The 22289-nt window shown below is 66.6% G+C and carries 18 protein-coding genes and 1 pseudogene; 12 read left to right on the top strand and 7 right to left on the bottom strand.

Annotation, left to right across the window (positions count from 1 at the left end):
- Positions 1–26: 26 nt before the first annotated feature.
- From dcd to A5636_RS10045, 4 genes are all read left to right on the top strand, one after another.
- Positions 27–599, top strand: coding sequence for a dCTP deaminase (gene dcd, locus A5636_RS10060; RefSeq protein WP_065158491.1), 573 nt, complete (start codon positions 27–29; stop codon positions 597–599).
- 25 nt (positions 600–624) lie between these two features.
- Positions 625–2469, top strand: coding sequence for a DUF7159 family protein (locus A5636_RS26505; RefSeq protein WP_065158490.1), 1845 nt, complete (start codon positions 625–627; stop codon positions 2467–2469).
- A 211-nt stretch (positions 2470–2680) separates the two neighbouring features.
- Positions 2681–4105, top strand: a complete 1425-nt coding sequence (locus tag A5636_RS10050; protein ID WP_253900553.1) for a DUF7159 family protein — start codon at positions 2681–2683, stop codon at positions 4103–4105.
- A 73-nt stretch (positions 4106–4178) separates the two neighbouring features.
- Entirely contained in the window at positions 4179–5510 is a 1332-nt protein-coding gene (locus tag A5636_RS10045; protein WP_065158489.1) for a UDP-glucose dehydrogenase family protein, read from the top strand.
- On the opposite strand, the gene A5636_RS10040 is transcribed toward A5636_RS10045, so the two are convergent.
- The 3 genes from A5636_RS10040 to A5636_RS10030 all read right to left on the bottom strand — a co-directional run bounded on the left by A5636_RS10040 (position 5500) and on the right by A5636_RS10030 (position 8514).
- The gene (locus A5636_RS10040) at positions 5500–7281 is read right to left on the bottom strand and encodes an N-acyl-D-amino-acid deacylase family protein (protein ID WP_172827201.1); all 1782 of its coding nucleotides are present in this window, start codon (positions 7279–7281) and stop codon (positions 5500–5502) included. The two genes, A5636_RS10045 and A5636_RS10040, sit on opposite strands and share 11 nt — an antisense overlap.
- A gap of 56 nt (positions 7282–7337) precedes the next feature.
- Positions 7338–7949 carry a TetR/AcrR family transcriptional regulator gene (locus A5636_RS10035; RefSeq protein ID WP_065158488.1) on the bottom strand — a complete coding sequence of 204 codons (612 nt, stop codon included), beginning with the start codon at positions 7947–7949 and terminating at the stop codon, positions 7338–7340.
- A gap of 76 nt (positions 7950–8025) precedes the next feature.
- Positions 8026–8514, bottom strand: a complete 489-nt coding sequence (locus A5636_RS10030) for a winged helix-turn-helix transcriptional regulator (RefSeq protein WP_065158487.1) — start codon at positions 8512–8514, stop codon at positions 8026–8028.
- A 93-nt stretch (positions 8515–8607) separates the two neighbouring features.
- On the opposite strand from A5636_RS10030, the gene A5636_RS10025 reads away from it, so the two are divergent.
- Genes A5636_RS10025 through rfbA form a run of 5 tightly spaced genes read left to right on the top strand, consistent with a single transcriptional unit; the run spans position 8608 to position 11799 of the window.
- Entirely contained in the window at positions 8608–9309 is a 702-nt protein-coding gene (locus A5636_RS10025) for an SDR family oxidoreductase (protein WP_065158486.1), read from the top strand.
- Between the two features lie 16 nt (positions 9310–9325).
- On the top strand, positions 9326–9751 hold the full coding sequence (locus A5636_RS10020; protein WP_065158485.1) for a tautomerase family protein: 426 nt from the start codon (positions 9326–9328) through the stop codon (positions 9749–9751).
- 22 nt (positions 9752–9773) lie between these two features.
- Positions 9774–10529 (top strand): maleylpyruvate isomerase family mycothiol-dependent enzyme, encoded by a 756-nt coding sequence (locus tag A5636_RS10015; protein WP_065158484.1) that lies wholly within the window; start codon positions 9774–9776, stop codon positions 10527–10529.
- Positions 10530–10540: 11 nt separating this feature from the next.
- Complete coding sequence (locus A5636_RS10010) at positions 10541–10915, top strand: nuclear transport factor 2 family protein (RefSeq protein WP_065158483.1); 375 nt, start codon at positions 10541–10543, stop codon at positions 10913–10915.
- A gap of 17 nt (positions 10916–10932) precedes the next feature.
- A complete protein-coding gene (gene rfbA / locus A5636_RS10005; protein WP_065158482.1) occupies positions 10933–11799 on the top strand; it encodes a glucose-1-phosphate thymidylyltransferase RfbA in 867 nt (288 codons plus the stop codon).
- Positions 11800–11891: 92 nt separating this feature from the next.
- On the opposite strand, the gene A5636_RS10000 is transcribed toward rfbA, so the two are convergent.
- From A5636_RS10000 to iniR, 3 genes are all read right to left on the bottom strand, one after another.
- Positions 11892–13181, bottom strand: coding sequence for a pyridoxal phosphate-dependent aminotransferase (locus A5636_RS10000; protein ID WP_065158481.1), 1290 nt, complete (start codon positions 13179–13181; stop codon positions 11892–11894).
- 30 nt (positions 13182–13211) lie between these two features.
- Positions 13212–16253 carry a heterodisulfide reductase-related iron-sulfur binding cluster gene (locus tag A5636_RS09995; RefSeq protein WP_065158480.1) on the bottom strand — a complete coding sequence of 1014 codons (3042 nt, stop codon included), beginning with the start codon at positions 16251–16253 and terminating at the stop codon, positions 13212–13214.
- A gap of 187 nt (positions 16254–16440) precedes the next feature.
- Positions 16441–18876 carry an isoniazid response ATPase/transcriptional regulator IniR gene (iniR, locus tag A5636_RS09990; protein WP_065158479.1) on the bottom strand — a complete coding sequence of 812 codons (2436 nt, stop codon included), beginning with the start codon at positions 18874–18876 and terminating at the stop codon, positions 16441–16443.
- Between the two features lie 245 nt (positions 18877–19121).
- On the opposite strand from iniR, the gene A5636_RS26805 reads away from it, so the two are divergent.
- Both A5636_RS26805 and A5636_RS27210 read left to right on the top strand, forming a co-directional pair.
- The gene (locus tag A5636_RS26805; protein WP_065158478.1) at positions 19122–19670 is read left to right on the top strand and encodes an Rv0340 family IniB-related protein; all 549 of its coding nucleotides are present in this window, start codon (positions 19122–19124) and stop codon (positions 19668–19670) included.
- Positions 19671–19924: 254 nt separating this feature from the next.
- Positions 19925–20065, top strand: a pseudogene (locus A5636_RS27210) (IniB N-terminal domain-containing protein); the annotation flags it as partial.
- Between the two features lie 126 nt (positions 20066–20191).
- Here the strand turns inward: A5636_RS27210 and A5636_RS27205 are convergent.
- Positions 20192–21082: a hypothetical protein gene (locus tag A5636_RS27205; protein WP_253900556.1), complete on the bottom strand. Its 891-nt coding sequence runs from the start codon at positions 21080–21082 to the stop codon at positions 20192–20194.
- On the opposite strand from A5636_RS27205, the gene A5636_RS27585 reads away from it, so the two are divergent.
- Positions 21071–22288 carry a hypothetical protein gene (locus A5636_RS27585; RefSeq protein WP_301336705.1) on the top strand — a complete coding sequence of 406 codons (1218 nt, stop codon included), beginning with the start codon at positions 21071–21073 and terminating at the stop codon, positions 22286–22288. The genes A5636_RS27205 and A5636_RS27585 overlap by 12 nt on opposite strands.
- The last annotated feature ends 1 nt before the right edge of the window (position 22289 follow it).

Genomic DNA, 22289 nt, shown 5'->3' with positions numbered 1-22289 from the left:
ACCCGTACGGCAGATACGCTCGTCGGGTGCTGCTCTCCGATCGCGACCTCAGGGCCGAAATCGCCGCGGGCCGGTTGGCCCTCGACCCGTTCGACGACACCCTGGTCCAGCCGTCCAGCATCGATGTGCGACTCGACTCGATGTTCCGGGTGTTCAACAACACCCGTTACACCCACATCGACCCGGCGAAACAGCAGGACGAGCTGACCAGCCTGGTCGAGCCCGAAGCTGGTGAACCGTTCGTGCTGCATCCGGGTGAGTTCGTGCTCGGCTCGACGCTCGAAGTGTGCACCCTGCCCGACGATCTGGCTGGACGGTTGGAAGGCAAATCGTCGCTGGGCCGGTTGGGACTGCTAACGCATTCGACCGCGGGCTTCATCGACCCCGGCTTCAGCGGCCACATCACCCTGGAACTCTCTAACGTCGCCAACCTGCCGATCACGCTGTGGCCGGGCATGAAAATCGGCCAGTTATGCATCCTGCGTCTGACCAGCCCGGCTGAACATCCGTACGGCAGTTCCCGCGCCGGGTCGAAGTATCAGGGACAGCGCGGACCCACTCCGTCGCGGTCGTATCAAAACTTCATACGAATCACGTAGCCGCCGCACAGCTTCCGCGCGCACAATGGAATTCGGTCTGCGGGTGGAAGTTTGGGGAGGGGTATTGGACGTCGTGCTCGGGGTGTCAGTGGCGCCCACGGATGTCCGCATCGCATTGGTCGAGGGCGAAGACGCCAACGGCGTCATCGTTGACGAAGACAGCTTCCGGCTGCCCCGCGATACAGCCGCTACCGTGGCCTCCGACCAGGTAGTGGCGGCCATTCTGGGCACCCGCGAAAGCGCCGTCGACGCGGGGCTGCGGTTGTCTTCTATCGGAGTCAGCTGGACTGATCAAACCCAGGCGGCCGCCCTGCGTGACGTGCTGGCCGCCCGCAAGGTCGAAAACGTCATGCTGGTCTCGGCCTTCCTGGCCTCGGTCGCGATGGCCCAGGCGGTCGGTGAATCCGTCGGCTACCAGCGGACCGGCGTGCTGTTCATCGAGCCCCAGAGCGCCACCCTGGCCGTGGTGAATACCAGCGACGGGTCGCTGTGCGACGTGCGCCGCCGCGCGCTGGCCGAAGACGATGACACCGCAGTGGCCGAGCTGGCCGGCCTAGTTTCGGGCGCCGAAGCCATGAGCACCCGTCCAGACGGCCTCTACGTGGTGGGTTCCGGCGTCGATGTGCCGATGATCAAACCGGCGCTGGAGGCTGCCACCACGCTGCCCGTGAGCCTGCCCGAGGAACCCAACATGGCGCTGGCCCGCGGGGCCGCGCTGGCAGCGGGGCACTCGCCGCTGTTCGCGTCGTCCACCTCAGCCCTGGCCTACGCGCAGGATCCCGACGAGGTGGTCGCGACCGACCTGGCCTACGGCGACGTCTCGGACGAAGTCGTTGCTACGAAGGAACGGCGCAGGCCAGCGCTACTGGTGGGCAGTGGATTGGCGGTGGTGGCAATCGCGGCGGTGGTCGCGCTGGAAGTCGCGCTGGCGATCAACATCCGTCCGACGGTTGCGTTGCAGCCCCGACCGAAAGAAAACCACTTCGTCGAACCCGCCGCGCCTGCGCCGGCACCTACCCAGGTGGCCGCACCGCAACACAAGATCGACGTACCGGGCCCGGCGGTACCGCGCGCCGTGACGCCCAATCCCGCGCCGGCTCCGGCGGCTCCCGCCTTGCCCGCGCCGGCTCCCGCGGCTCCCGCCTTGCCGGCTCCCGTCTTGCCTGCTCCCGCCTTGCCGGCTCCCGCCTTACCTGCCCCGGACTTGCCGGCTCCGCGGCTACCCGAACCGATCGCGGCCCCGCCCGTCGTTCCCATCGTGGTGCCGCCGGTAAGGATCCCCGGCCCAGACTCGTTGCTGCGGCCGCCGGTGGTCCAGGTGCCGCGCCAGCAACCCCAGCTGCCAGCCCCACGCGCCCCGATCCCCGCTACGCCACCGCGCGTCGAGAACCCGGTCCCGCAGGCGCCGGTTATCCGGACTCCGCCACAACAGGTTCCGTCACCGAATCCAGGCCGCGGTCCCTTCGGCGGGAGTCGCGGGCCCTTCGGTGGCGTTCCCGGTGCTGATCGCGGTCCCTTTGGCGGCGGAGGCGGTGGCGGCGGTCACGGTCCCTTCGGCGGCGGTGGCCCGGGCGCTGATCGCGGGCCCTTCGGCGGCGGCGGTGGCCCGGGCGCTGGTCGAGGGCCCTTTGGCGGTGGCGGTGGGCCGGGTGCTGATCGCGGGCCCTTCGGCGGCGGCGGTGGCCCGGGCGCTGGTCGAGGGCCCTTCGGTGGTGGTGGCGCTCACGGTCCGTTCGGTGGCGGCGGCTTCGGCGGTGGTGGTGGCGGCGGTCGCGGACGCATCGGCGGCGGCGGTGGCGGCGGTCACAGTCCCTTCGGCGGCGGCGGCGGTGGCTTCGGCGGCGGTGGCGGCGGCCACGGTCACAGGTAGAAGAACGGGCCGAATGGGCGTGCAGCCTGGGCTTTGACTGTGTAGCCGCGGCGCGGAAATCGCGAAATCCCCTGCGCTGCTTCACACCGAAAGCCCTCACTACCCACGCAGTGAGTCCAATTACACAACGAACTCAAAGGGAATGCCGCCCCCGTGGTGGGTACGTTGTTACTAGCGGGTTGGGGGATCCGAGCATTCGAATGGGGGAGTAGTGGACACCGTTCTTGGCGTGTCGATGGCGCCCTCGGCTGTCCGAATGGTCCTGGTTGAAGGCGAAAATGGCGACGGCGCCCTGGTCGACGAAGAGAAGTTCGACGTCGCCACCGACCCTCGTACCGCATCGACCGAGGCAGCCGATCAAGTCATCTCAGCGATCCTGGGCACCCGTGAAGGCGCGGCCGAAGGCGGCTATGAGCTGGCCTCGACCGGTGTGACCTGGTGGGATCCAGCCCAGGCCGCCGCACTGCGCGACGCGTTGGCCACCCGCAAGGTCGAGAACGTCATGTTGATCTCGGCATTTCTGGCTGCTGCTGCGCTCGCACATTCGGTCGGCAGCGAGACCAACTACGCCCAGACGGCATTGCTGTTAATCGAACCGGACGCCGCGACGCTGGCCGTAGTGGACAGTGCCGACGGCTCGATCGCCGACATTCACCGTCAGCCGCTGGTCGACGACGACGAGACCGCGGTGGCCCAACTGGCTGCACTGGTGTCGGAGGCCGAGGCGCTGGCAACGCGCCCGGACGCGGTGTTCGTCGTCGGCTCCGGGGTGGACGTGCCCATGATCAAGCCGGCCCTGGAAGCTGCCACCTCCCTTCCGGTCACGGCGCCCGAAGAGCCGGAGACTGCCCTCGCTCGGGGCGCGGCTTTGGCGTCGGCCAACACTCCGTTGCTGGTGTCGTCCACCGCGGCGCAGGCCTGGGCGCAGGACCCCGGCACCGGGGTCCACCTGCCGTTGCCGCTCGACCCGGCCCACTTCGAGAATGTCGACTCCGGTCTGGCCTATAGCGCCGTCGACGTAGACGAGGTCGACGCTGATCAGGACGATCGGAAGCCATTTGCGCTGCTCGGCAGCGTCCTGGCGTCGATCTTCGTTATCGGAGTGGCGTCGCTGGTCGTCTCGTTGGCGGTCAGCATCCGGCACACTTCCAGCAACCGGCCCGAACCCGGCCAGGCGATCGTGGTGCCGACCCAGCAGGTGCCCCAGGCGCCCGCTCCGGCGCCGCAGCAGGCGCCCGCGCCGGTTCCCGAACAAACACCGGCGCCGGTTCCTGAGCAACTGCCCGCGCCGGCCCCCGAGCAGCCGCCGGTGGAGGTTCCCCAGGCGCCGGTGAACGTGCCCCAAGCGCCGGTCCAGGTTCCGGAGGCGCCCGCACCGGTTCCGCAGGCTCCGGTTCCGGCCGCGCCCGCTCCGGTCCCGATTCCCGTGCCGGTGCCGGTGGTCCCGCCGATCTTCACTCCCCAGTTCCCGCTGGATCCGCCGGGCCGTGGCGGTGGTGGCGGCAAGCCGCCCAATATAGGGAAGTTTCCCGGCGGCGGCGGAGGCGGTGGCCACGGCAAGGGCGGTGGCAAAGGTGGCGGCCGCGGCGGCGGCGGCCGCGGAGGGTTCAACATCCCTGGCATCCCTGGCATCTGATTTCGCCGGGTAGCCGTCTGCTGTTCAGCGTCGCGATGCGGTTCGCTCATCGCGGCCACTTACACACGGTGGTATGCGCTGCACCGTCTTTGGTACCGGTTACCTGGGCGCCACCCATGCTGTGGGAATGGCGCAGTTGGGGCACGAGGTCATCGGAGTCGACATCGACCCGGGCAAAGTCGCCAAGCTCGCCGGGGGCGACATTCCCTTCTACGAGCCCGGCCTGCGAAAGCTGTTGACTGCCAACCTTGCTGCTGGACGGTTGCGTTTCACCACGGACTACGAGATGGCTGCCGAGTTCGCCGATGTCCATTTCCTGGGCGTCGGCACGCCGCAGAAGAAAGGCGAATACGGTGCCGATCTGCGGCACGTGCACGCTGTCATCGATGCGCTGGTCCCGCGTCTGAAGAGGCCATCGGTGCTGATCGGCAAGTCCACCGTTCCGGTTGGCACCGCCGCAGAGCTGGCCCGGCGGGCCGCCGAGTTGGCCCCCGAGGGCGTCGATGTCGAAATCGCCTGGAATCCCGAATTTCTCCGGGAGGGTTACGCCGTGCATGACACGCTGAACCCGGACCGCATTGTGCTTGGCGTGCAGGATGATTCGGAGCGAGCCGAGGCCGCTGTGCGGGAGGTCTACAGTCCGCTGCTCGGGGCGGGTGTGCCGTTCCTGGTGACTGATTTGCAGACCGCGGAGCTGGTCAAGGTTTCCGCGAACGCCTTTCTGGCAACGAAGATTTCGTTCATCAACGCGATCTCCGAAGTGTGCGAGGCGGCCGGAGCCGATGTCAGTGTCTTGGCCGATGCACTCGGATACGATCCCCGCATCGGCCGCCAATGCCTCAACGCCGGTTTGGGTTTCGGCGGCGGATGCCTACCCAAGGACATTCGGGCCTTCATGGCCCGGGCCGGCGAACTGGGCGCAAACCAGGCGTTGACCTTCCTACGCGAGGTGGACAGCATCAACATGCGACGCCGTACCCGGATGGTCGAATTGGCCACCGCAGCCTGCGGTGGCTCGCTGCTGGGTGCCAACATCGCCGTGCTCGGTGCGGCTTTCAAACCCGAATCCGACGATGTGCGCGATTCGCCCGCTCTCAACGTCGCGGGCCAACTGCAGCTCAACGGGGCCGCGGTCAATGTGTACGACCCGAAGGCGCTGGACAACGCCAGCCGGCTGTTTCCCACGTTGAACTATGCGGTTTCGGTCGAAGAGGCCTGCGAGCGCGCCGACGCCGTCCTGGTGCTGACGGAATGGCAGGAATTCGTCGACCTCAACCCCGAAGCGCTCGCCGATTGGGTCCGTGGACGTGTCGTCGTCGACGGCCGTAATTGCCTCGAGGTGGCTAAGTGGGAGCGCGCCGGTTGGCGCGTGTTCCGGCTCGGGGCTCGCCGACCTATGCGCTGACGGGGGCAGGCACGTTGCGTGGCTGACCGTCGGCCCGTAGGAATCCGCCGGTACGCTCGCGTCCGAGAATCTCGGTGGGTGCCCCGTTCCGGAATACCTCGCGCCCGGAGACGAATACTGCGTTGACCGTCGCGTCGTTGCGGTTGACCATCCGCGAAAGTCCGCCATAGGCTTCGATATTGGCCTCGTGGTAGGCATCCAGCGAGTCATCGAGGCGCTCTGGGTCGATGACCACCAAGTCGGCCCAGTCGCCCACTCTGAGATGACCGGCATCCAAGCCGTACCAGTCGGCCAGCTCACCAGTCAGCCGGTGCACCGCTCGTTCGACGGACAGGAAGGGCTGGCCTTCGTTCGCGGCATCCCGCACGTGGCGCAACAGCCGTAGCCCACTGTTGTAGAAGGCCATGTTGCGCAGGTGGGCTCCGGCGTCGGAGAAACCCACCTGCAATCCGTGCATCTGCGCCAGGCGACGCAGCATCTTCGGCCGGTGGTTGGAAATTGTTGTGCGCCAACGGATTGCGGTGCCGTGCTCGAGGACCAGATCGAGGAACGCATCGACCGGGTGCAGGCCGCCGCGTTGCACTCCGACCTCGCCGAACGACTTGCCGACCACCGACTCGTCGGGACACGCGACGATCTCGGCGTCGAAGAAATCGCGGTGCCAGGCGCGCGGGCCGAACTTGGTGTCGTAGTCCTTACGGAACTGTCTGCGATACTCCTCGTCGCGCAGCAGTTCGTTGCGCTCGAGTTCGTCCTTGAGGTGCAGGGCCGCCGCCCCGGCGCCGAACTCTTCGAACACCACCAGGTCGATCCCGTCGGCGTACACCTCGAAGGGCACCGGCAAGTGCTGGAAGCGGAAGTCGCCACCGAAGCGGTTCACCAACGCGGCAAGCCCGCTGGTCAACCACACGGTCCCCGGAGCCGACTTCATATCCGCGGCGGCCAGCAGGCTGGTCTTCAACAGCGGCCCACGGATGCCCAACGACTGCAGCGCTTGAGACACGATGTTTTGCGGATGGCTGATGTCGGGACCGGACTGCAGCACGCGTCCGGTGCGGCGCAGCAGTGTCTTGAGCCGGCTCAGTTCGCGGCGCTTGGCGTAGGTCGACGGCAGCGTACGGGATCGGCAGGTTTCACCGTCGATCTTGTCGAAAAGCAGCTGCTGCGAGGACATTCCGAGGAATCCGGCATCCAGGGCCTCGGTCAGCATCTGTTCCATCCGGGCCTGCTCGGCCGCGGTGGGTGTCACATCTTTGCGGGTGGCCCGGTCCAAGCCCATCACCGAGGTCCGCATGTCCGAGTGACCGATGAACGCGGTCACGTTGGGACCGAGCGGCAGTGACTCCAAGCCGTCGATGTACTCGCGAGCGTTGTTCCAGGTCTTGTGCTCACCGACGATGCGAACGACGTGCTCGTGCGGGATCGCTTCTACCCGGCCAAACAGGTCAGCGGCATCACCGGCGTCGACGTGCACGGTGGACAGTGAGCACGAGCCCATCACGATCGTGGTCACGCCGTGTCGCAGCGACTCCGACAAGGTGGGCGCCGCGAGCACTTCGGCGTCGTAATGGGTGTGGATGTCGATGATGCCCGGTATCACCCACTTGCCTTTGGCGTCAATCACATTCGGGCGACCGTCGGTGTCGAGCGGCGTCGGGGACACGGCGGCCACCCGGCCGTCGCGGATGCCGATACTGCGAATCGCCGAGGGACCACCCGTGCCGTCGAACCACCTACCGTTTTCGACCACTGTGTCGAAAGTCAATGCCATCACCTCACTCGACTGGACATGCTACCCAGATCGTCAAGCCGCTGCGGCGGCACTGGTCAAACCCGGTGGGCCGCGATCTCCGCGATCAGCACCGGGGCCACCCAACGTCGCAGATACGCGCGCAGCACCTCGCCGGTGCGCGGCGGGCGGCCGGGATCGATCATGAAGGACTGCAGAATTCGCAGCGTGTACTCCGCCAGGTCGTCGAGATCGGCGTCGCCCAGGCCGAGTGACGCCCAGTCGACGTCCAGACCCGCCAACAGCCCGTGGCCGAACTTGATCCCCAGCTCCGACGTCACCCCGGTCGACGCCTTGGCGAAGTTGTGTACCAGCATCAACTGCACGTGCTTGTCGTCCGGCAACCACTCCAGGGTGAAGGCCAGGCTTTCGACCAAAGCATCGACAGGGTCGGTCATGCCCGCCAGGTGCTCGGCCAGCCTGTCCAGGAACCTCATGCTGGACCGGGTGGCGGCGGCCTCGACCAGGGTGTTCGTGCCGGGAAAGTAGTTGTAGACGGTTTGACGCGAGACGCCCAGGGTGCGTGCCACGTCGGCGATTCGCATGTCTCCGCCACGTTCGTCGATGGCCCGGCTGGCGGCATCGAGGATGCGTTCGACCGCCTCTTCGTCGGTCGCGGGCTTGGCACCGCCCCATCCGTGGGTGCGCATGCCTGAGACGTTACGGCGTCGGCACGCTTCCCGTGAACATGTCTGACGTGCGCGCGCCGACGGTTCCCCCGGGGCCTTATCGGGCCCGCTGGAACCCGCGATTCAATCTGACCTCGATCTCGTCAGGGTTCGGTCCCGGTGCATCGGGGTCGTCGGTGAGGCGCACTCCGACAGGTCGGCCCGTGTCGGCGGCAACGAACCTGAGCGGGCCTTGGCCGTTTTGCAGGTGCTTGTCGCCCCATTGCATCAGCGACAAGAAGACCGGCAGCAGATCCCGGCCCGCCGCAGTCAACCGGTATTCGTCCCGCGCTCGCTTCCCCGGTTCCTGGTAAGGCACCCGGGTGAGGATCCCGGCTGCCTCGAGCTGTTTGATGGCCCGTGATACCGCTGGTGCCGAAGCGCCGATTCGCTCCATGAAGTCTTCGAATCGTGTTGTCCCGTAGAAGCATTCACGGATTATCAGGAATGCGGTCTTGGTGCTCAGTAGGTCCAGGACTTTCGCCATGGAGCATCCGTCGCCGATCGACCACTGCTGCCGATCGCGCAACTTGTCTTCAAACTTCATGACGTCCCTCACATGACTAACGCTTGCGTTACTCAGACAGCAGTGATTATATCTCACTAACGTTATCGTTATTCAGCTAGGAGGAGCGGTGGGATGGTTGCAGTAGCGGACAAAGTCGTCGTGGTGACAGGCGGCCGGCGAGGTTTGGGTGCGGCCCTGGTCGACGAGGTGCTGGCCCGCGGGGCGCGCAAGGTGTACTCCACGGCCAGGTCGCCCTTCGTGGACGAGCGGCCCAACGTGGTCACCCACCAGCTCGAGGTGCGTTCGGCGAAGTCCGTCGCAGCACTCGCCGAGATCGCCGGGGATGCCGAGATCGTGTTCAACAACGCCGGCGTGTTGATTCCCGACTCATTGTTGACCGGTGAATTCGACGGCGTCGCAGAAACCTTCGACACGAACGTCTTTGGGCCACTGCGCGTGACACGGACCTTCGCGCCGATACTGGCCGCGAATGGCGGCGGTGCGGTGGTCAACGTGCATTCGGTGCTGTCGTGGCTGGCCGGGAGCGGCGCCTATGGTGCGTCCAAAGCCGCTATCTGGTCGGTTACCAACTCGCTTCGGGCAGAACTCGCGGCGCAACACACCCAGGTCGTCGGGGTCCATGCGGGGTTCATCGACACCGATATGGTCTCGGCGATTCCGTGGCAGAAGGCGACCCCGGCCGACGTGGCCAAGCGCATCGTGGACGGCCTAGAGGCCGGTGCCGTCGAGGTGCTCACCGACGACGTGACCGTCAAAGTGAAAGCGGCGCTGTCCGGCCCGGTGGAAAATCTGACGTTTTCGCTGGCGAGCTGAAGGGGAGGGAATTGCAATGCCGCTCTGGATGATTCACCACACGCCCGGGATCTTCAGCGATGCGGGCAAGCGTGAACTCGCCGGCCGAATCACTGATCAGTACGAGAAGGCGGGACTGCCCCGCTTCTACGTGGTGACGATCTTCAACGAGGCCAGACCCGAAGACTTCTACGTCGGGGGCGAGCCCACGCAGGTTGGTGTGCGCATCGCCATCGACCACATCGCACGGAGTTCCGCTGACAAGGCGGATCGTCAGCGGATCACCCGCTGGATTGGCCGGTTGCTGACGCCCGTGGTCGAGGCGCACCCCGAGTTGCATTGGGAGTTCCACGTCGACGAGACCAGTGAGGACCTGTGGATGATCAACGGCCTCGTCCCGCCGCCCGGTGGTTCGGACGCTGAGAAGGCCTGGGCTCAAGCCAACTCGGTATCGGTGTACTGACAGGACGAGTAACCTCACCGGAGTGGATCGAGCGTCGGCCTACCTGGAGGAGACTCGCGCGTTCGGAGAACTGATCCGCACCGCCGATCAATCGACGCCGGTACCGGCCTGCCCGGGCTGGACCATCGAGCAACTCTTCCGCCACGTCGGTCGCGGCGACCGGTGGGCCGCGCAGATCGTGCGCGATCGGATGGACAGCTTTCTGGACTTTCGCAGCGTCGAAGCCGGCAAGCCGCCCCCGGACCTTGACGATGCGATCTCGTGGCTGAACGGCGGCGCCCAGCGGTTAGTCGACGCGGTCGAGCTCACGGGTGCGGAGACTCCAGTGTGGACGTTCCTCGGCCCTCGACCCGCGAACTGGTGGATCCGTCGCCGGCTGCACGAGAACGCGGTGCACCGCGCGGATGCGGCCATCGCACTCGGGGCTGATGCTACGGTGCCGGCCGACGTGGCGGCCGACGGAATCGAAGAGTTCTTGGAGCGCATCGCGATTCGGGCCGGAGCCGACGGCGCGCCTTTGCCGATCGAGGGCAGCGACACAGTTCATTTGCATGCCACTGACCCCGGGCTGGAGTCGGGCGGCGAATGGACGATCGCCCTCGACGGCGGCCAGATCAGCTGGGCGCACGAGCACGGCAAGGGCACCGTGGCGCTGCGTGGCGCGGCCAGTGAGCTGTTGTTGGCGATGACGCGCCGAGTCCGGGTTGGTGACACCGGTATCGCGTTGTTCGGCGACGAGTCCGTATGGCAAAGATGGCTGGATCGCACGCCTCTCTAGACTTGCATCCCATGACCACATCGGAGATCGCCACCGTGCTCGCTTGGCACGACGCTCTCAACGCCTCGGACCTGCAGACTTTGTTGAGCTTGTCCAGCGATGACATCGAGATCGGTGACGCGCACGGCGCCGCGCAGGGGCATGATGCACTGCGCAGGTGGGTGGCCTCATTCACGGCACGCGCGGAGCTGGGCCGGATATACGTGCACGACGGCATCGTGGTCGCAGAACAGCAGATCAGCGACCGCAACAAGCCCTTCGCCGCGGCAACCGCCGCGTCGGCATTTCGCGTGGTTCGCGACCATGTCACCTCGGTGTTCCGGCACGACGACCTGGCGTCGGCGTTGGCCGCCACCGAACTCACCGAAGCCGACCGCGTCGAGTGAGGTCGTAGGAGCGAAATATGCGAGGCATCATCTTGGCCGGCGGTTCCGGCACCCGCCTGCACCCGATCACCATCGGCATCAGCAAACAGTTGCTGCCGGTCTATGACAAGCCGATGGTCTACTATCCGTTGTCCACGCTGATGATGGCCGGGATCCGCGACATTCTGGTGATCACGACCCCGCACGATGCCGCCGGCTTTCGGCGACTCCTGGGTGACGGCTCGCAGTTCGGCATCAACCTCAGCTGGGTAACCCAGGACCAGCCGGACGGCCTGGCGCAGGCGTTCGTCCTCGGTGCCGAGCACATCGGGCAGGACTCGGTGGCGTTGGTGTTGGGAGACAACATCTTCTATGGCCCCGGCCTCGGTACCAGTTTGAGCCGATTCCAAACTGTCAGTGGCGGAGCTATTTTCGCCTATTGGGTGGCCAACCCGTCGGCCTACGGTGTCGTCGAGTTCGATGCGGACGGCAGGGCGCTGTCACTGGAGGAGAAGCCCGAGACGCCGAAGTCGAACTACTCGGTACCGGGCTTGTATTTCTACGACAACGACGTGATTGAGATCGCCAAGGGTTTGAAGAAATCGGCCCGGGGCGAGTACGAAATCACCGAAGTCAACCAAATCTACCTCGATCTGGGTCGGTTGTCGGTCGAGGTGATGGCGCGTGGCACCGCATGGTTGGACACCGGCACGTTCGACTCGCTGCTGGACGCATCCGACTTCGTTCGAACGCTGGAACTACGGCAGGGCTTGAAAGTCAGTGTGCCGGAGGAGGTTGCGTGGCGCCGCGGCTGGATCGACGACGAGCAACTGGCGCAGCGCGCCAACGCACTGGTCAAGTCCGGCTACGGTAGTTACCTGCTGGAGTTGCTGGAACGCAGCTGACTCAGCGCTTTTGGCGGCCCCGAGTGTGAATCTCACGACGCGACACGCCGTTTGCGCGTCGGCAGAGTCACACTCGCGGTCAGGGCCAATGCTTACTGGCGGTAACTGACCAGGAAGTTGCCGAGGCGGTCGATGGCCGCCGCCAGATCACGGGCCCACGGCAACGTAACGATTCGTAGGTGATCTGGTGCGGGCCAGTTGAATCCGGTGCCCTGCGTCACCAGGATCTTCTCTTGCAGTAACAGGTCCAGGACGAGTTGCTCGTCGTCGTCGATGTCGTAGACCTCGGGGTCGAGCCGGGGAAACGCATACAGCGCGCCCTCCGGTTTGGTGCACGACACCCCGGGAATTTCGTTGAGCTTGTTCCATGCGACGTCACGTTGCTCGAGCAGTCGGCCACCGGGCAACACCAGGTCCTCGATGCTTTGGTAACCACCAAGCGCGACCTGAATGGCGTGCTGCGCCGGAACATTCGGACACAGGCGCATGTTGGCCAGCAGACTGATTCCTTCGATGAAGCTGCTGGCATGATCCTTGGGGCCGGTGATTGCCAGCCAACCGGCGCGGTATCCGGCGACCCGGTAGGCCTTGGACAAACCGTTGAAGGTCAGGCACAACATGTCTGGTGCCAGCGATGCCAGACTGATGTGCTTGGCGTCGTCATAGAGGATCTTGTCGTAGATTTCGTCGGCGAGCAGTAGCAGTTGATGCTTGCGCGCTAAATCGACTATCTGCGTGAGGATCTCGCGGCTGTATACCGCGCCGGTCGGGTTGTTGGGGTTGATCACTACCAGCGCCTTGGTGCGCTCGGTGATCTTGGATTCCAGGTCGGCGACGTCGGGCTGCCAGTCCTGCGTCTCGTCGCACAGATAGTGCACCGGCGTGCCGCCTGCCAGCGAGGTGGACGCCGTCCACAACGGGTAGTCGGGCGCGGGTATCAACACCTGATCGCCGTTGTCCAGCAGTGCTTGCAGGGTCATCGTGATCAGCTCGGAAACGCCGTTGCCCAGGTAGACGTCGTCGACGTCGAACCGGGGGAAGCCGTCGATGACTTCGTAACGGGTGACTACCGCGCGACGGGCCGACAAGATGCCCTTGGAGTCGGAATAGCCCTGCGCATAGGGCAGCGCCTGGATCATGTCGCGCATGATCACGTCGGGCGCCTCGAAGCCGAACGGCGCCGGGTTGCCGATATTCAGCTTGAGGATGCGGTGTCCTTCGGCCTCCAACCGGGCCGCGTGGGCGTGCACGGGGCCGCGGATTTCGTACAAGACGTCCTGGAGCTTGGACGACTGCGCGAACGCCCGCTGCCGGTGGTGGCCGGAAGTGTGCGCGGGCAGCTGGTGGGTAGTCACGTCAACCATCGTCCCATCACTGTCCACCGATATTTGCTGATCGGTGTCAAACCGTGATCAGCGCTTGCCCGGTGGCCGGGCGCCCTTGGCCAAGCCGAGGCCTTTGACCTGCTCGGTGGGCTTGGCGGGTGCCGCGGTGTCACTGTTGTCCTCGGCGGGCGGGGTGGCTTCGGCCTTTGCTTCTGGCTTTGCGGCTGTCGGCTCCGGCTTCGCCTCGGCAGCCGGGGCGGAGGCGGCCGGTGCGCTCTTCTTCGCGCCCGGGCGCTTGGCGCCGGCCGCAATGCCCAGGCCCTTGACCGGGGCCGACGGCTTGGTCGGCTCCGCGGACGCTTCGCTGGCCTCGGCCGGCTCAGCCTTGGCCGGCTCGGCTTTGGCTGGCTCAGCCTTGGCCGGCTCGGCGGCCGGAGCGGCAGTTTTCTTGGCGCCGGGTCGCTTGGCCCCGGCGGCCAGGCCGAGACCCTTGGTGGGTGCCTCGGTCGCGGCAGCCTTCGGCGTCTCCTCCACCTTGTCGGCGGCCTTGTCGGCGGCTGGCGCAGCGGCCTTCTTGGCGCCGGGCCGCTTGGCTCCTCCTGCTATGCCGAGCCCCTTCGCGGGCGCGGCCGGAGTAGCGGGAGTAGCGGGAGCAGCGGAAGCTTCCGCAGCCGGTGCCGCCGCACCCTTCTTGCCGGGCTTCTTGGCGCCGCCTGCCACCCCCAGACCCTTGACGGGCGCGGCGGCGGCCGGCTTCTCCGCTGTTTTGGCCGACACCTCTTCGGCGGGCTCGGTCTTGGTCTCCGCCTCAGCCGGTGCCGCCGGTGCGGAGGCCTTCGGCTTGGCCTTTTCGGCCTGGGCGGCACGCTGCTCCGCCTCCTTGGCGGCGGTGCCCTTCTCGGGCAATTTCACGCTGTCGCGGTCGAGCGAATTGAGCAATACCTGGGCCACGTCGAGCACCTCGACGCCGCTTCGCCCGGCTTCTTCCTGCCGGTCGTTGACACCGTCAGTCACCATGACCCGACAGAACGGGCACGCCACGGCGACTGTGGCAGCGTTGGTGGCCAGTGCCTCGTCGACGCGTTCGTGGTTGATGCGCTTGCCGATGTGTTCTTCCATCCACATCCGCGCTCCGCCGGCGCCGCAGCAGAAACTGCGCTCGGCATGGCGGGGCATCTCGGTGAGCGTGGCGCCCGCGGCACCGATCAGCTCACGCGGCGCTTCGTAGACCTTGTTGTGTCGGCCCAGGTAGCAAGGGTCGTGGTAGGTGATGTTCTGGGAGACGGCATTGACCGGCACCAGCTTGTTGTCCCGCACCAGGCGGTTGAGCAGCTGGGTGTGGTGCAACACGCTGTAGTTGCTGCCCAACTGGCGGTATTCCTTGCCCAGCGTGTTGAAGCAGTGCGGGCAGGTGACCACGATCTTGCGATCGACGGTCTCCACGCCTTCGAACAGGCCGTCCAACGTCTCCACGGCCTGCTGAGCCAGCTGCTGGAACAGGAACTCGTTGCCGGACCGGCGTGCAGAGTCGCCGTTGCAGGTTTCACCGGTGCCCAGCACCAGGAACTTGACCCCAGCGATGGACAGCAGTTCGGCGACGGCCTTGGTGGTCTTCTTCGCCTTGTCGTCGTAGGCGCCCGCGCATCCCACCCAGAACAGGTATTCGAAACCGTCGAAGCTTTCGACGTCCTCTCCGTAAACCGGGACGTCGAAGTCGACCTCGTCGATCCAGCTGGTCCGGTCAGAGGCGTTCTGGCCCCACGGATTGCCCTTGTTCTCAAGGTTTTTGAACAGTACAGACAGTTCGGAGGGGAACTCCGATTCCATCATCACCTGGTAGCGGCGCATATCGACGATGTGGTCGACGTGCTCGATGTCCACCGGGCACTGCTCGACGCAGGCGCCGCAGGTGACGCAGGACCACAACACGTCGGGATCGATGACACCGCGCTGCTCGGCGGTTCCGACCAGCGGGCGGGTGGCCTGGTCAGGTCCGGAGCCCATGACCCGACCGAAGCCCGACTCTGGAACGTGGTGCTCCTCGGCGTGCTTCTCACCGCGCAGCTCTTCGCCCAATCCGCCCTCGGGTGTGCTCTCCAGCGGAGTTTCCTTCTCGCCAAGGATGTAGGGCGCCTTGGCCATCCAGTGGTCGCGCAGGTCCATGATGACGAGCTTGGGCGACAGCGGCTTGCCGGTATTCCATGCCGGGCATTGCGACTGACACCGCCCGCACTCGGTACAGGTGGCGAAGTCGAGCATGCCTTTCCAGCTGAAGTCCTCGATTTTGCCGCGACCGAATTCGGCGTCGTCGGGCGGGTTTTCGAAGTCGATCGGCTTCCCGTCGGCCTCCAGCGGCAGTAGCGGGCCCAGGCCGTCCGGCAGTCGCTTGAATACGACGTTGATGGGGGCTAGGAAGATGTGCAGGTGCTTGGAGTGCAGCACGATCAGCAGGAAGGCGAGCATGACGCCGATGTGCAGCATCAGTGCGACGGTCTCGATGAGCTCGTTCGTGTTGGGGCCCAACGGGTGCAAGACTGCGCCCATGGCGTGGGAGAAGAACGCGCCCTTGCCGTAAGGGAATTCGTCGCCAAGGGCGTTGACCGAGGCCCCGCGGAAGATGGCGTAGGTCCAGATGACGTTGAAGATCATGAACAGGATCAGCCAGGCACCACCGGTGTGGGAGCCGTAGAACCGGGAGTCGCGGCCGTATTCCTTGGGCTCGCTGCGCAATCGGATGATCGCGAATGTGACGATGCCGGTCAGCACGGCCAGTGCGAAGAAGTCTTGCAGGGCGCCCAGCGCGTCCCAGCGGCCGATGATCGGGATGTGGAAGTTGGGCTGGAACAGCACCCCGTAGGCCTCGATGTAGACCGTGAGCAGGATGAAGAAGCCCCACATGGTGAAGAAGTGGGCAAGGCCGGGTATCGACCACTTCAACAGCTTGCGCTGACCGAACACCTCGGCGACCTGCGCCCAGATCCGAGAGCCGATGTCGTTGGTGCGTCCGCTCGCCGGCTGGCCGGAGGTGACCAGCTTGTACAACCACCAGACACGCTTCAGGGCCAACAGGATCACGACCGCGGTCATGCCCATGCCCAGTACCAGCCTGATGAGCGTCTGCGTGGTCACGGAAGGTCACCCCAATTCGTCGTTACTCAGAAGGCAGCGCGCGTTAGAGGCGCCTTTGCTGCTTAACCAGCTCATAGTGACATCTCCGCGGCATTCGCCGCGAGAAAGGCTGACCTAAGTTGGCGTACATCACCAGCGCAGACGCTTGGCGGTGTGATCAGTCCTACATCCGTGCAGCCGGTGACGATCAGCTTTGCGGAGCAAGCATCGTTCGCAGCATCGACAGCATCTCCGAGCGGGAACCCGCGCCGAGCCGACGACGGATCCGCGCGACGTGGTGCTCGACGGTCTTTGCGGAGATGAAAAGCTGGCCGCCGATGTCGCGATAGGGCATGCCGAGCAGTAGCAGCTCGGCAACTTCGCGCTCGCGGTCCGACAGCGGTGACCCGGAGGCCGGATGACGGGGTGCTGCCGACGCGATCGTGTCCAGGGCTGGAGTCACGTCCAAGGCTTCGCTGCCAAAACCCGTGCCCGCTTTGAGATCCCGGGCGAGCTGGAGCATCGCCCCGGATACCCGGGCATCGGAGGTCTGCAAGGCGGCCTGACCAACCAGACGGGTCGCATCTGAGGTCAGCCCGACATGAGCCAGTGACCGCGCCGCCACGGTGACCTCGTCGGCATCCACTTGGTCCGCGAGCACGCGCAGCCAGGTCCGGCCCGCGTTCGACAGCGCGTACGCCAGACTGCTGTGGGCGGCGGCAGAGCTGAGCGCTTGTCCGTGGGGGGCAACGGATTCCGGCGAACTGGCCAGGATTGCTGCATGCACTCCGGCCCAGTGCAGCGAGTTCGCCCACAGCGCAGGGTTTCCCAGTGCGCCGAGGAGGGTGAACGCCTGTTCCAAGCTGTGTTGCAGTTGGTCCACCTGGCGCATGCGAGCCGACGCGACCCATAACTCGCCTAATGGCAACAGGGCGAACAGGTCCAGGGAGTATTCGGTGAGGACTTCCATGGCCGCATACCAATGTTTCTGCAGCGCGCCGGTGTCGCCGCTGCGGCGAGCGATAGCGGTTTGCAGGGCGGATGCCCACAACGCATCGCGACGATGCAGCGCCGCGCCCGAAATGGCCGCGGCTATATCCGCGCTGGCCGAAGAAAGTTGCCCGTCTTGCATCTTGATCCAGCCGGACAGCAGTAGGTGTCGGGGCAGGAATGGCGTTCCTCCGCCGGTGCGCACCGCGCGGCCGACGACGCTGCGGGCCCGCACCGGATCGCCGCCGTGGATGGCGGCCAGCGCGACCAGTGCGGCCGGACTGTCCGGAAAGGCTTCGCCGATTGACTGTTCGACGGCAATCGCCTGGCTCATTCGGGACATGGCGGCCGGGTACGGCTGATCCATGGTGAGCAGGAGGCCTTCGGCGAGACTGCGGGACGCGCGCGCGGCCATGGTCGGCGGACCGGGGTCTTTCAGACGCAACGCGACGCGGGCGGCCGCCAGGTCACCCGTCGCGGCAAGCACGATTGCGGCGGCCGAGCCGACCACCGCATCGGGGTAGGGGCCGAGCCAGCCGAACAACTCAGCGGCCTGACCGGCGTTGCCGTCGTGCGTGGCAACACTGGCCGCGACGCGCACCGCCGCGGCACGTTCGGCGGTATCCGGCGAGCCGAGTAGATCGTCGGCCAGGGCGGTCGCGGCGACACAGTCGCCGGTGAGGACGAGTGCGTCAGCCAGCCGGGACGCCAGTCGCGTGGCCCCCGCATCGACCGCGGCCCGGTACAACCGCACGGCAAGGCTGGAGTCGTCACGGGCGGTCGCGGCGTGTTCAGCGAGAACGCCGGCCAACCGCTCGTCGCGCAGCCCGTGTTCAGCCAGCCGCAGCGCGAGGTCCGCGGACACCGTCGAGATGTCGAGTTGTGAACGCAGCAAGGACGTTTCGACTTCGCGGTGGTGCGCGTTGCCGACCGTTTGGACGACTGCGTCGTGAACAAGCCGCAGAAAGGCGCCCGGGTGCGACGGCTCGACGAGCCCACTGGCGCGGACCCGGTCGACCAGGATGCTTGCGTCTAACGCCGGGATTCCCAACGCGGCTGCGACATCGGCGGCACCCAGTTCTTGGGTTAAGGACATGATGAGCAGGGCGTCGAGCGCGGGTTCGTCGAGTTGGCGCAACCGTGTCGCGAGCGCCGCCCGGGCCACACGGTGCGGCGCATGCCCGCCGTCGGAAACTGCCCGAACGAGGAAGGGCAGGCCTGCCGTGCAGTCCAGGAGAGGTCCGGCGACCGGCACCGGACCCAGCGTTATCCGTCCTCTCTCCCGTTCGATGGCCAGGGCCAGGCCGCGCAGGGCGGGGCGCTGCTCGTGCGCTTCGGCCGCGGTGACGACGGTGCTGTCGGCTGCCGTAACGCATTCGGTCAGCCGAAGCAGGTCAGCGTCGGTGCATAGATGGGCGTTGTCGACGACGAGTGCTGCTCCGGACGGATCGCCGTCTCGCGGTGGGTGGGTGAGGACAGTGCGGCCGGCACGGCGCAACGTGTCACGGACGGTGGCGAGCAGCGTGGTCTTGCCGGTGCCGATGCCGCCGCTGACGAAAGCCTGCACCGGCTCGGTCGGGGCGTTCGCGAGATCCTCGACCAGACGGCGGGCGGTGTGCGGGTAATCGATTCCGGCATTCAGCGGGTCGGTCAATTGCCTGCCCCCTGTGCTCTACTGGTGGTCAGCAGCGGCTTCTCACCTTATCGTTCCTAGCCCCCTTAACCCCGTAACCCTGACATTCCCCTAACGCGCTATCCCCTAATGATGCCTTGGGGTGGGCGGGGTCGGCACCGAACACGGGTTGCTGGTGAGCCGATAGGATTTTGCTAACGCTGGATGTATTGGGCATGTGTGCTGTATTGGGCATCTGTGCCGAGGAGGGGGCGAGGAGGTGCGTAATGGCAAATTCGTTGCTCGACTTTGTCATCTCTTTAGTGCGTGATCCCGATGCCGCCGCGCGGTATGCCGCTAACCCTGCACAAGCCATCGCCGATGCTCACCTTACGGACGTGACCAGCACGGATGTTAACAATCTGATTCCCGTCGTGTCGGATTCGTTGTCGATGGCCGCGCCGTCGATTGGCGGAGCCGGTGCGCCCGTAGCCGATCACGGCAATGTTTGGGCCAGTGGGGCGGCCACTGCGGCTTTCGACGCGTTCACGCCCCATGCGCCCGCGGCCGTGGTGCCCCAGCAGGTGACGGGCGGCGTGATCAGTCACTCGCCCGCGCCGGCACAGAGTGAAGCGCCCGCGGCTCCGCAATTTGTCGACTTCGCCCATCCCGAACCATCGGTGCTGCTCGCAGATAGTGGATTGCCGGAAGCCGCCGTCGACCACGGGGGATTCCCAGACCACGGCCACGACATATGGGATCACTCCGTGATCCACCCGGACGCCCACCTGCATGACGCTCCGCCCGCTCATGACGGCTTCGGCATCCACGGCTGAGCTCTCTCGTTCGTCCTCGCCTCTGCGCGCCCACCCCGCTCGACGTGCGGAAATGCGTTCATTCGGACTGTCCGGCGCCCCCCGCGATTACCCCCTAATCCCCTATCGGGGCTTTCCATCAATCCCCTGGGGGCTTTGCCAAGGGTGGGGGCGCGGACCCCGATTCGTGAGGGCCGCGAAATCCATACGGTCTATTGCAAGCGTCGAGTACGGCGGCAGAGAACTACGCAAGATTTTGATCGAAGGGGAACGACATGACCTCGCTTGTGGACTACATCCTGAGCCTGTTTCGCAGTGAAGAAGCGGCGCGGTCATTCGTCGCCGCGCCTGGGCAGGCGATGACCAACGCTGGACTGGTCAACGTGTCGCCGACTGAAGTCTCGTCGGCTGTTGCCAGTGCCGTTCCGGGAGTGGCGCTTTCGTCGGACGACCCGATTGCTGGTCTGCAGCAAGCGGTGGCCGACCAGCACGGCCTCACTCCGTTCACTTCCGACCCGGCCGCGCTCTCCACGGTTGTTGCCTCAGATGCGGCGCCGGTGCTCGGCGCCGCCGCTCCGGTTCTCGGCAATCCGGCGGTAGTTGCAAGCGACGTGGGCATCGTGGCCGCTGACGCAGGCATGGTTGCCGGCAACGTCGGCGCCGGGCTGGCCAGCGGGATTAACGCAGGACTCGTCGCGCAACCCGGAGTCGACCTCACGCCGGGCGTCATCGGGCCTGCGCCGGGGCTCGCGTTCGTCGAACCGGTCGGCGGCGTCGGCGCGGGAGTCGACGTTGGTGTACAAGCCGGTCTCGACGTCGGTTTCGACGTGCAAGCCGGAATCGGTGTCGGCACCGGTGTTGGTGTGGATGCCCAAGCGGGTCTGGGCATCGGCCTTGGTGTCCAGGCGGGGATCGGTGCGCAGGCCGGTGTGGGCCTCGGCGGTGGTGTTGGCGTTGGCGGTGGCGTCGGCGTTGGCGGTGGCGTCGGCGTTGGCGGTGGAATTGGCGTTGGCGGTGGAATTGCTGGCGGCCTCGGCGTGGGTGGCCAGGTTGGTGGGGCGATCGGTGGCCAGACCGGTGGTGTGATCGGTGGCGGTGTTGGCGGCCAGGTCGGCGGGGCTGTGGGTGTTGGTGGCCAGGTCGGCGGTGCTGTCGGTGGCCAGGTTGGCGGTGCCGTCGGTGTTGGTGGCCAGGTTGGCGGTGCGATCGGCGGCGGTGTGGGCGGCCAGGTCGGTGGTGCTGTGGGTGTTGGCGGTCAGGTTGGTGGTGCTGTGGGTGGCCAGGTTGGCGGCGCTGTGGGTGTCGGCGGTCAGGCCGGCGGTGCCATTGGCGGCGGCCTCGGTGGCGGCTTCGGCGTAGGCGGCCAGGTCGGCGGTGCGATCGGTGGCAGCGTCGGAGCCGCGGGCCACGTCGGTGGCGCGGTGGGCGCCCAAGCTGGCGTTGCAGCCGCAGGTCAAGCTGGCCTTGCCGGTCAAGCTGGCCTTGCCGGTCAAGCGGGCCTTGCGGGGCAAGCCGGCATCGCAAGCCAGGCTGGTATCGCAGGTCAGGCGGGTCTGGCCAGCCAGGCGGGTCTGGCAAGCCAAGCCGGTATCGCAAGCCAGGCCGGTATCGCGAGCCAGGCCGGTATCGCAAGCCAAGCAGGTCTGGCCAGCCAGGCAGGTCTGGCCAGTCAGGCGGCAATCGGCTCCCAAGCCGCCGTAGCAGCGGGTGGCGGAATCGCGGGCACCGGGAATATCGGCGCCTTCGGCAACGTCGGCGCCGCCCCCGCGGTGAGCGCCAGCGCAGGCAGCCAAGCCGGTCTGATTGCCAGCGAAGGCGCCGCACTGCACGGCGCTGCCGCACCTCAGGTTGCAGGCCCCATGGGTGGTGTCGGGGTAGGAGCGCAGACCGGCGCCGGCGGCGGAGCCGGACTTGGGTTCGGTGGTGCCGGGGCCCACCCGGCTCCTCAGCCCTTGGCTGCCTCTGCTGCGCCCGGAGCCGGGACACAGGCCGGAGCCGGAACACAGGTCGGAGCCGGGACACAGACCGTCCCCGGCGTGAATGCCGGCGGACCGGGCGCCGCCGCGGGCGGCCCCGGCGGCGTGGCGAACGGACCCGGCGGTGTCGCAACGGGGCCTGGGACACACGGCGCGCCGGCTACCGGCAGCGCCGGGGGACACGGAGACATCCTCGGGCAGGAAGGTACGACGCTCGGTGGTGGTGTGCCCGCGGGCGTCGGTACCGCGCCCGGCAGTGCAGGTGGCGGTACCGGAACCGGCGGCGTGACTCCCGGCGACCACTCGCCGACTTTCCCTGCCGGTCAAGGCACCACGCCGCCAGCGGGCGGTGGTCACGGTCCCGTCATACAGGCGCCGGGCAGCACGACGGGCCAGGGCGACGCGGGTCACGGGGGTACCACCCCGCCGGTGATCAATGTCCCGCACACCCCTGCCCCGCAGGTGGAGACGCCGACGCATCCGGCTCCGGTCGACCACGGCCCGGTGGTCACTCCGCAGCAGCACCAGCCGATCGAACAGCCAACCCACCACGAGCCGCAAAGCCCGTCGGTATTCGGTCACGAACCCCCCGCGGCGCACACGCCGCCGGCGCACACCGACGTCCCGGGGACGCACGGCGCGCCCGACCATCACGGGTTCTGAC

It is taken from the genome of Mycobacterium asiaticum (assembly GCF_001673315.1).
Lineage (GTDB): Bacteria > Actinomycetota > Actinomycetes > Mycobacteriales > Mycobacteriaceae > Mycobacterium > Mycobacterium asiaticum_B.
The sequence above is the reverse complement of the archived record's forward strand: the minus strand, read 5'-3'. Positions and strand labels throughout refer to the sequence as shown.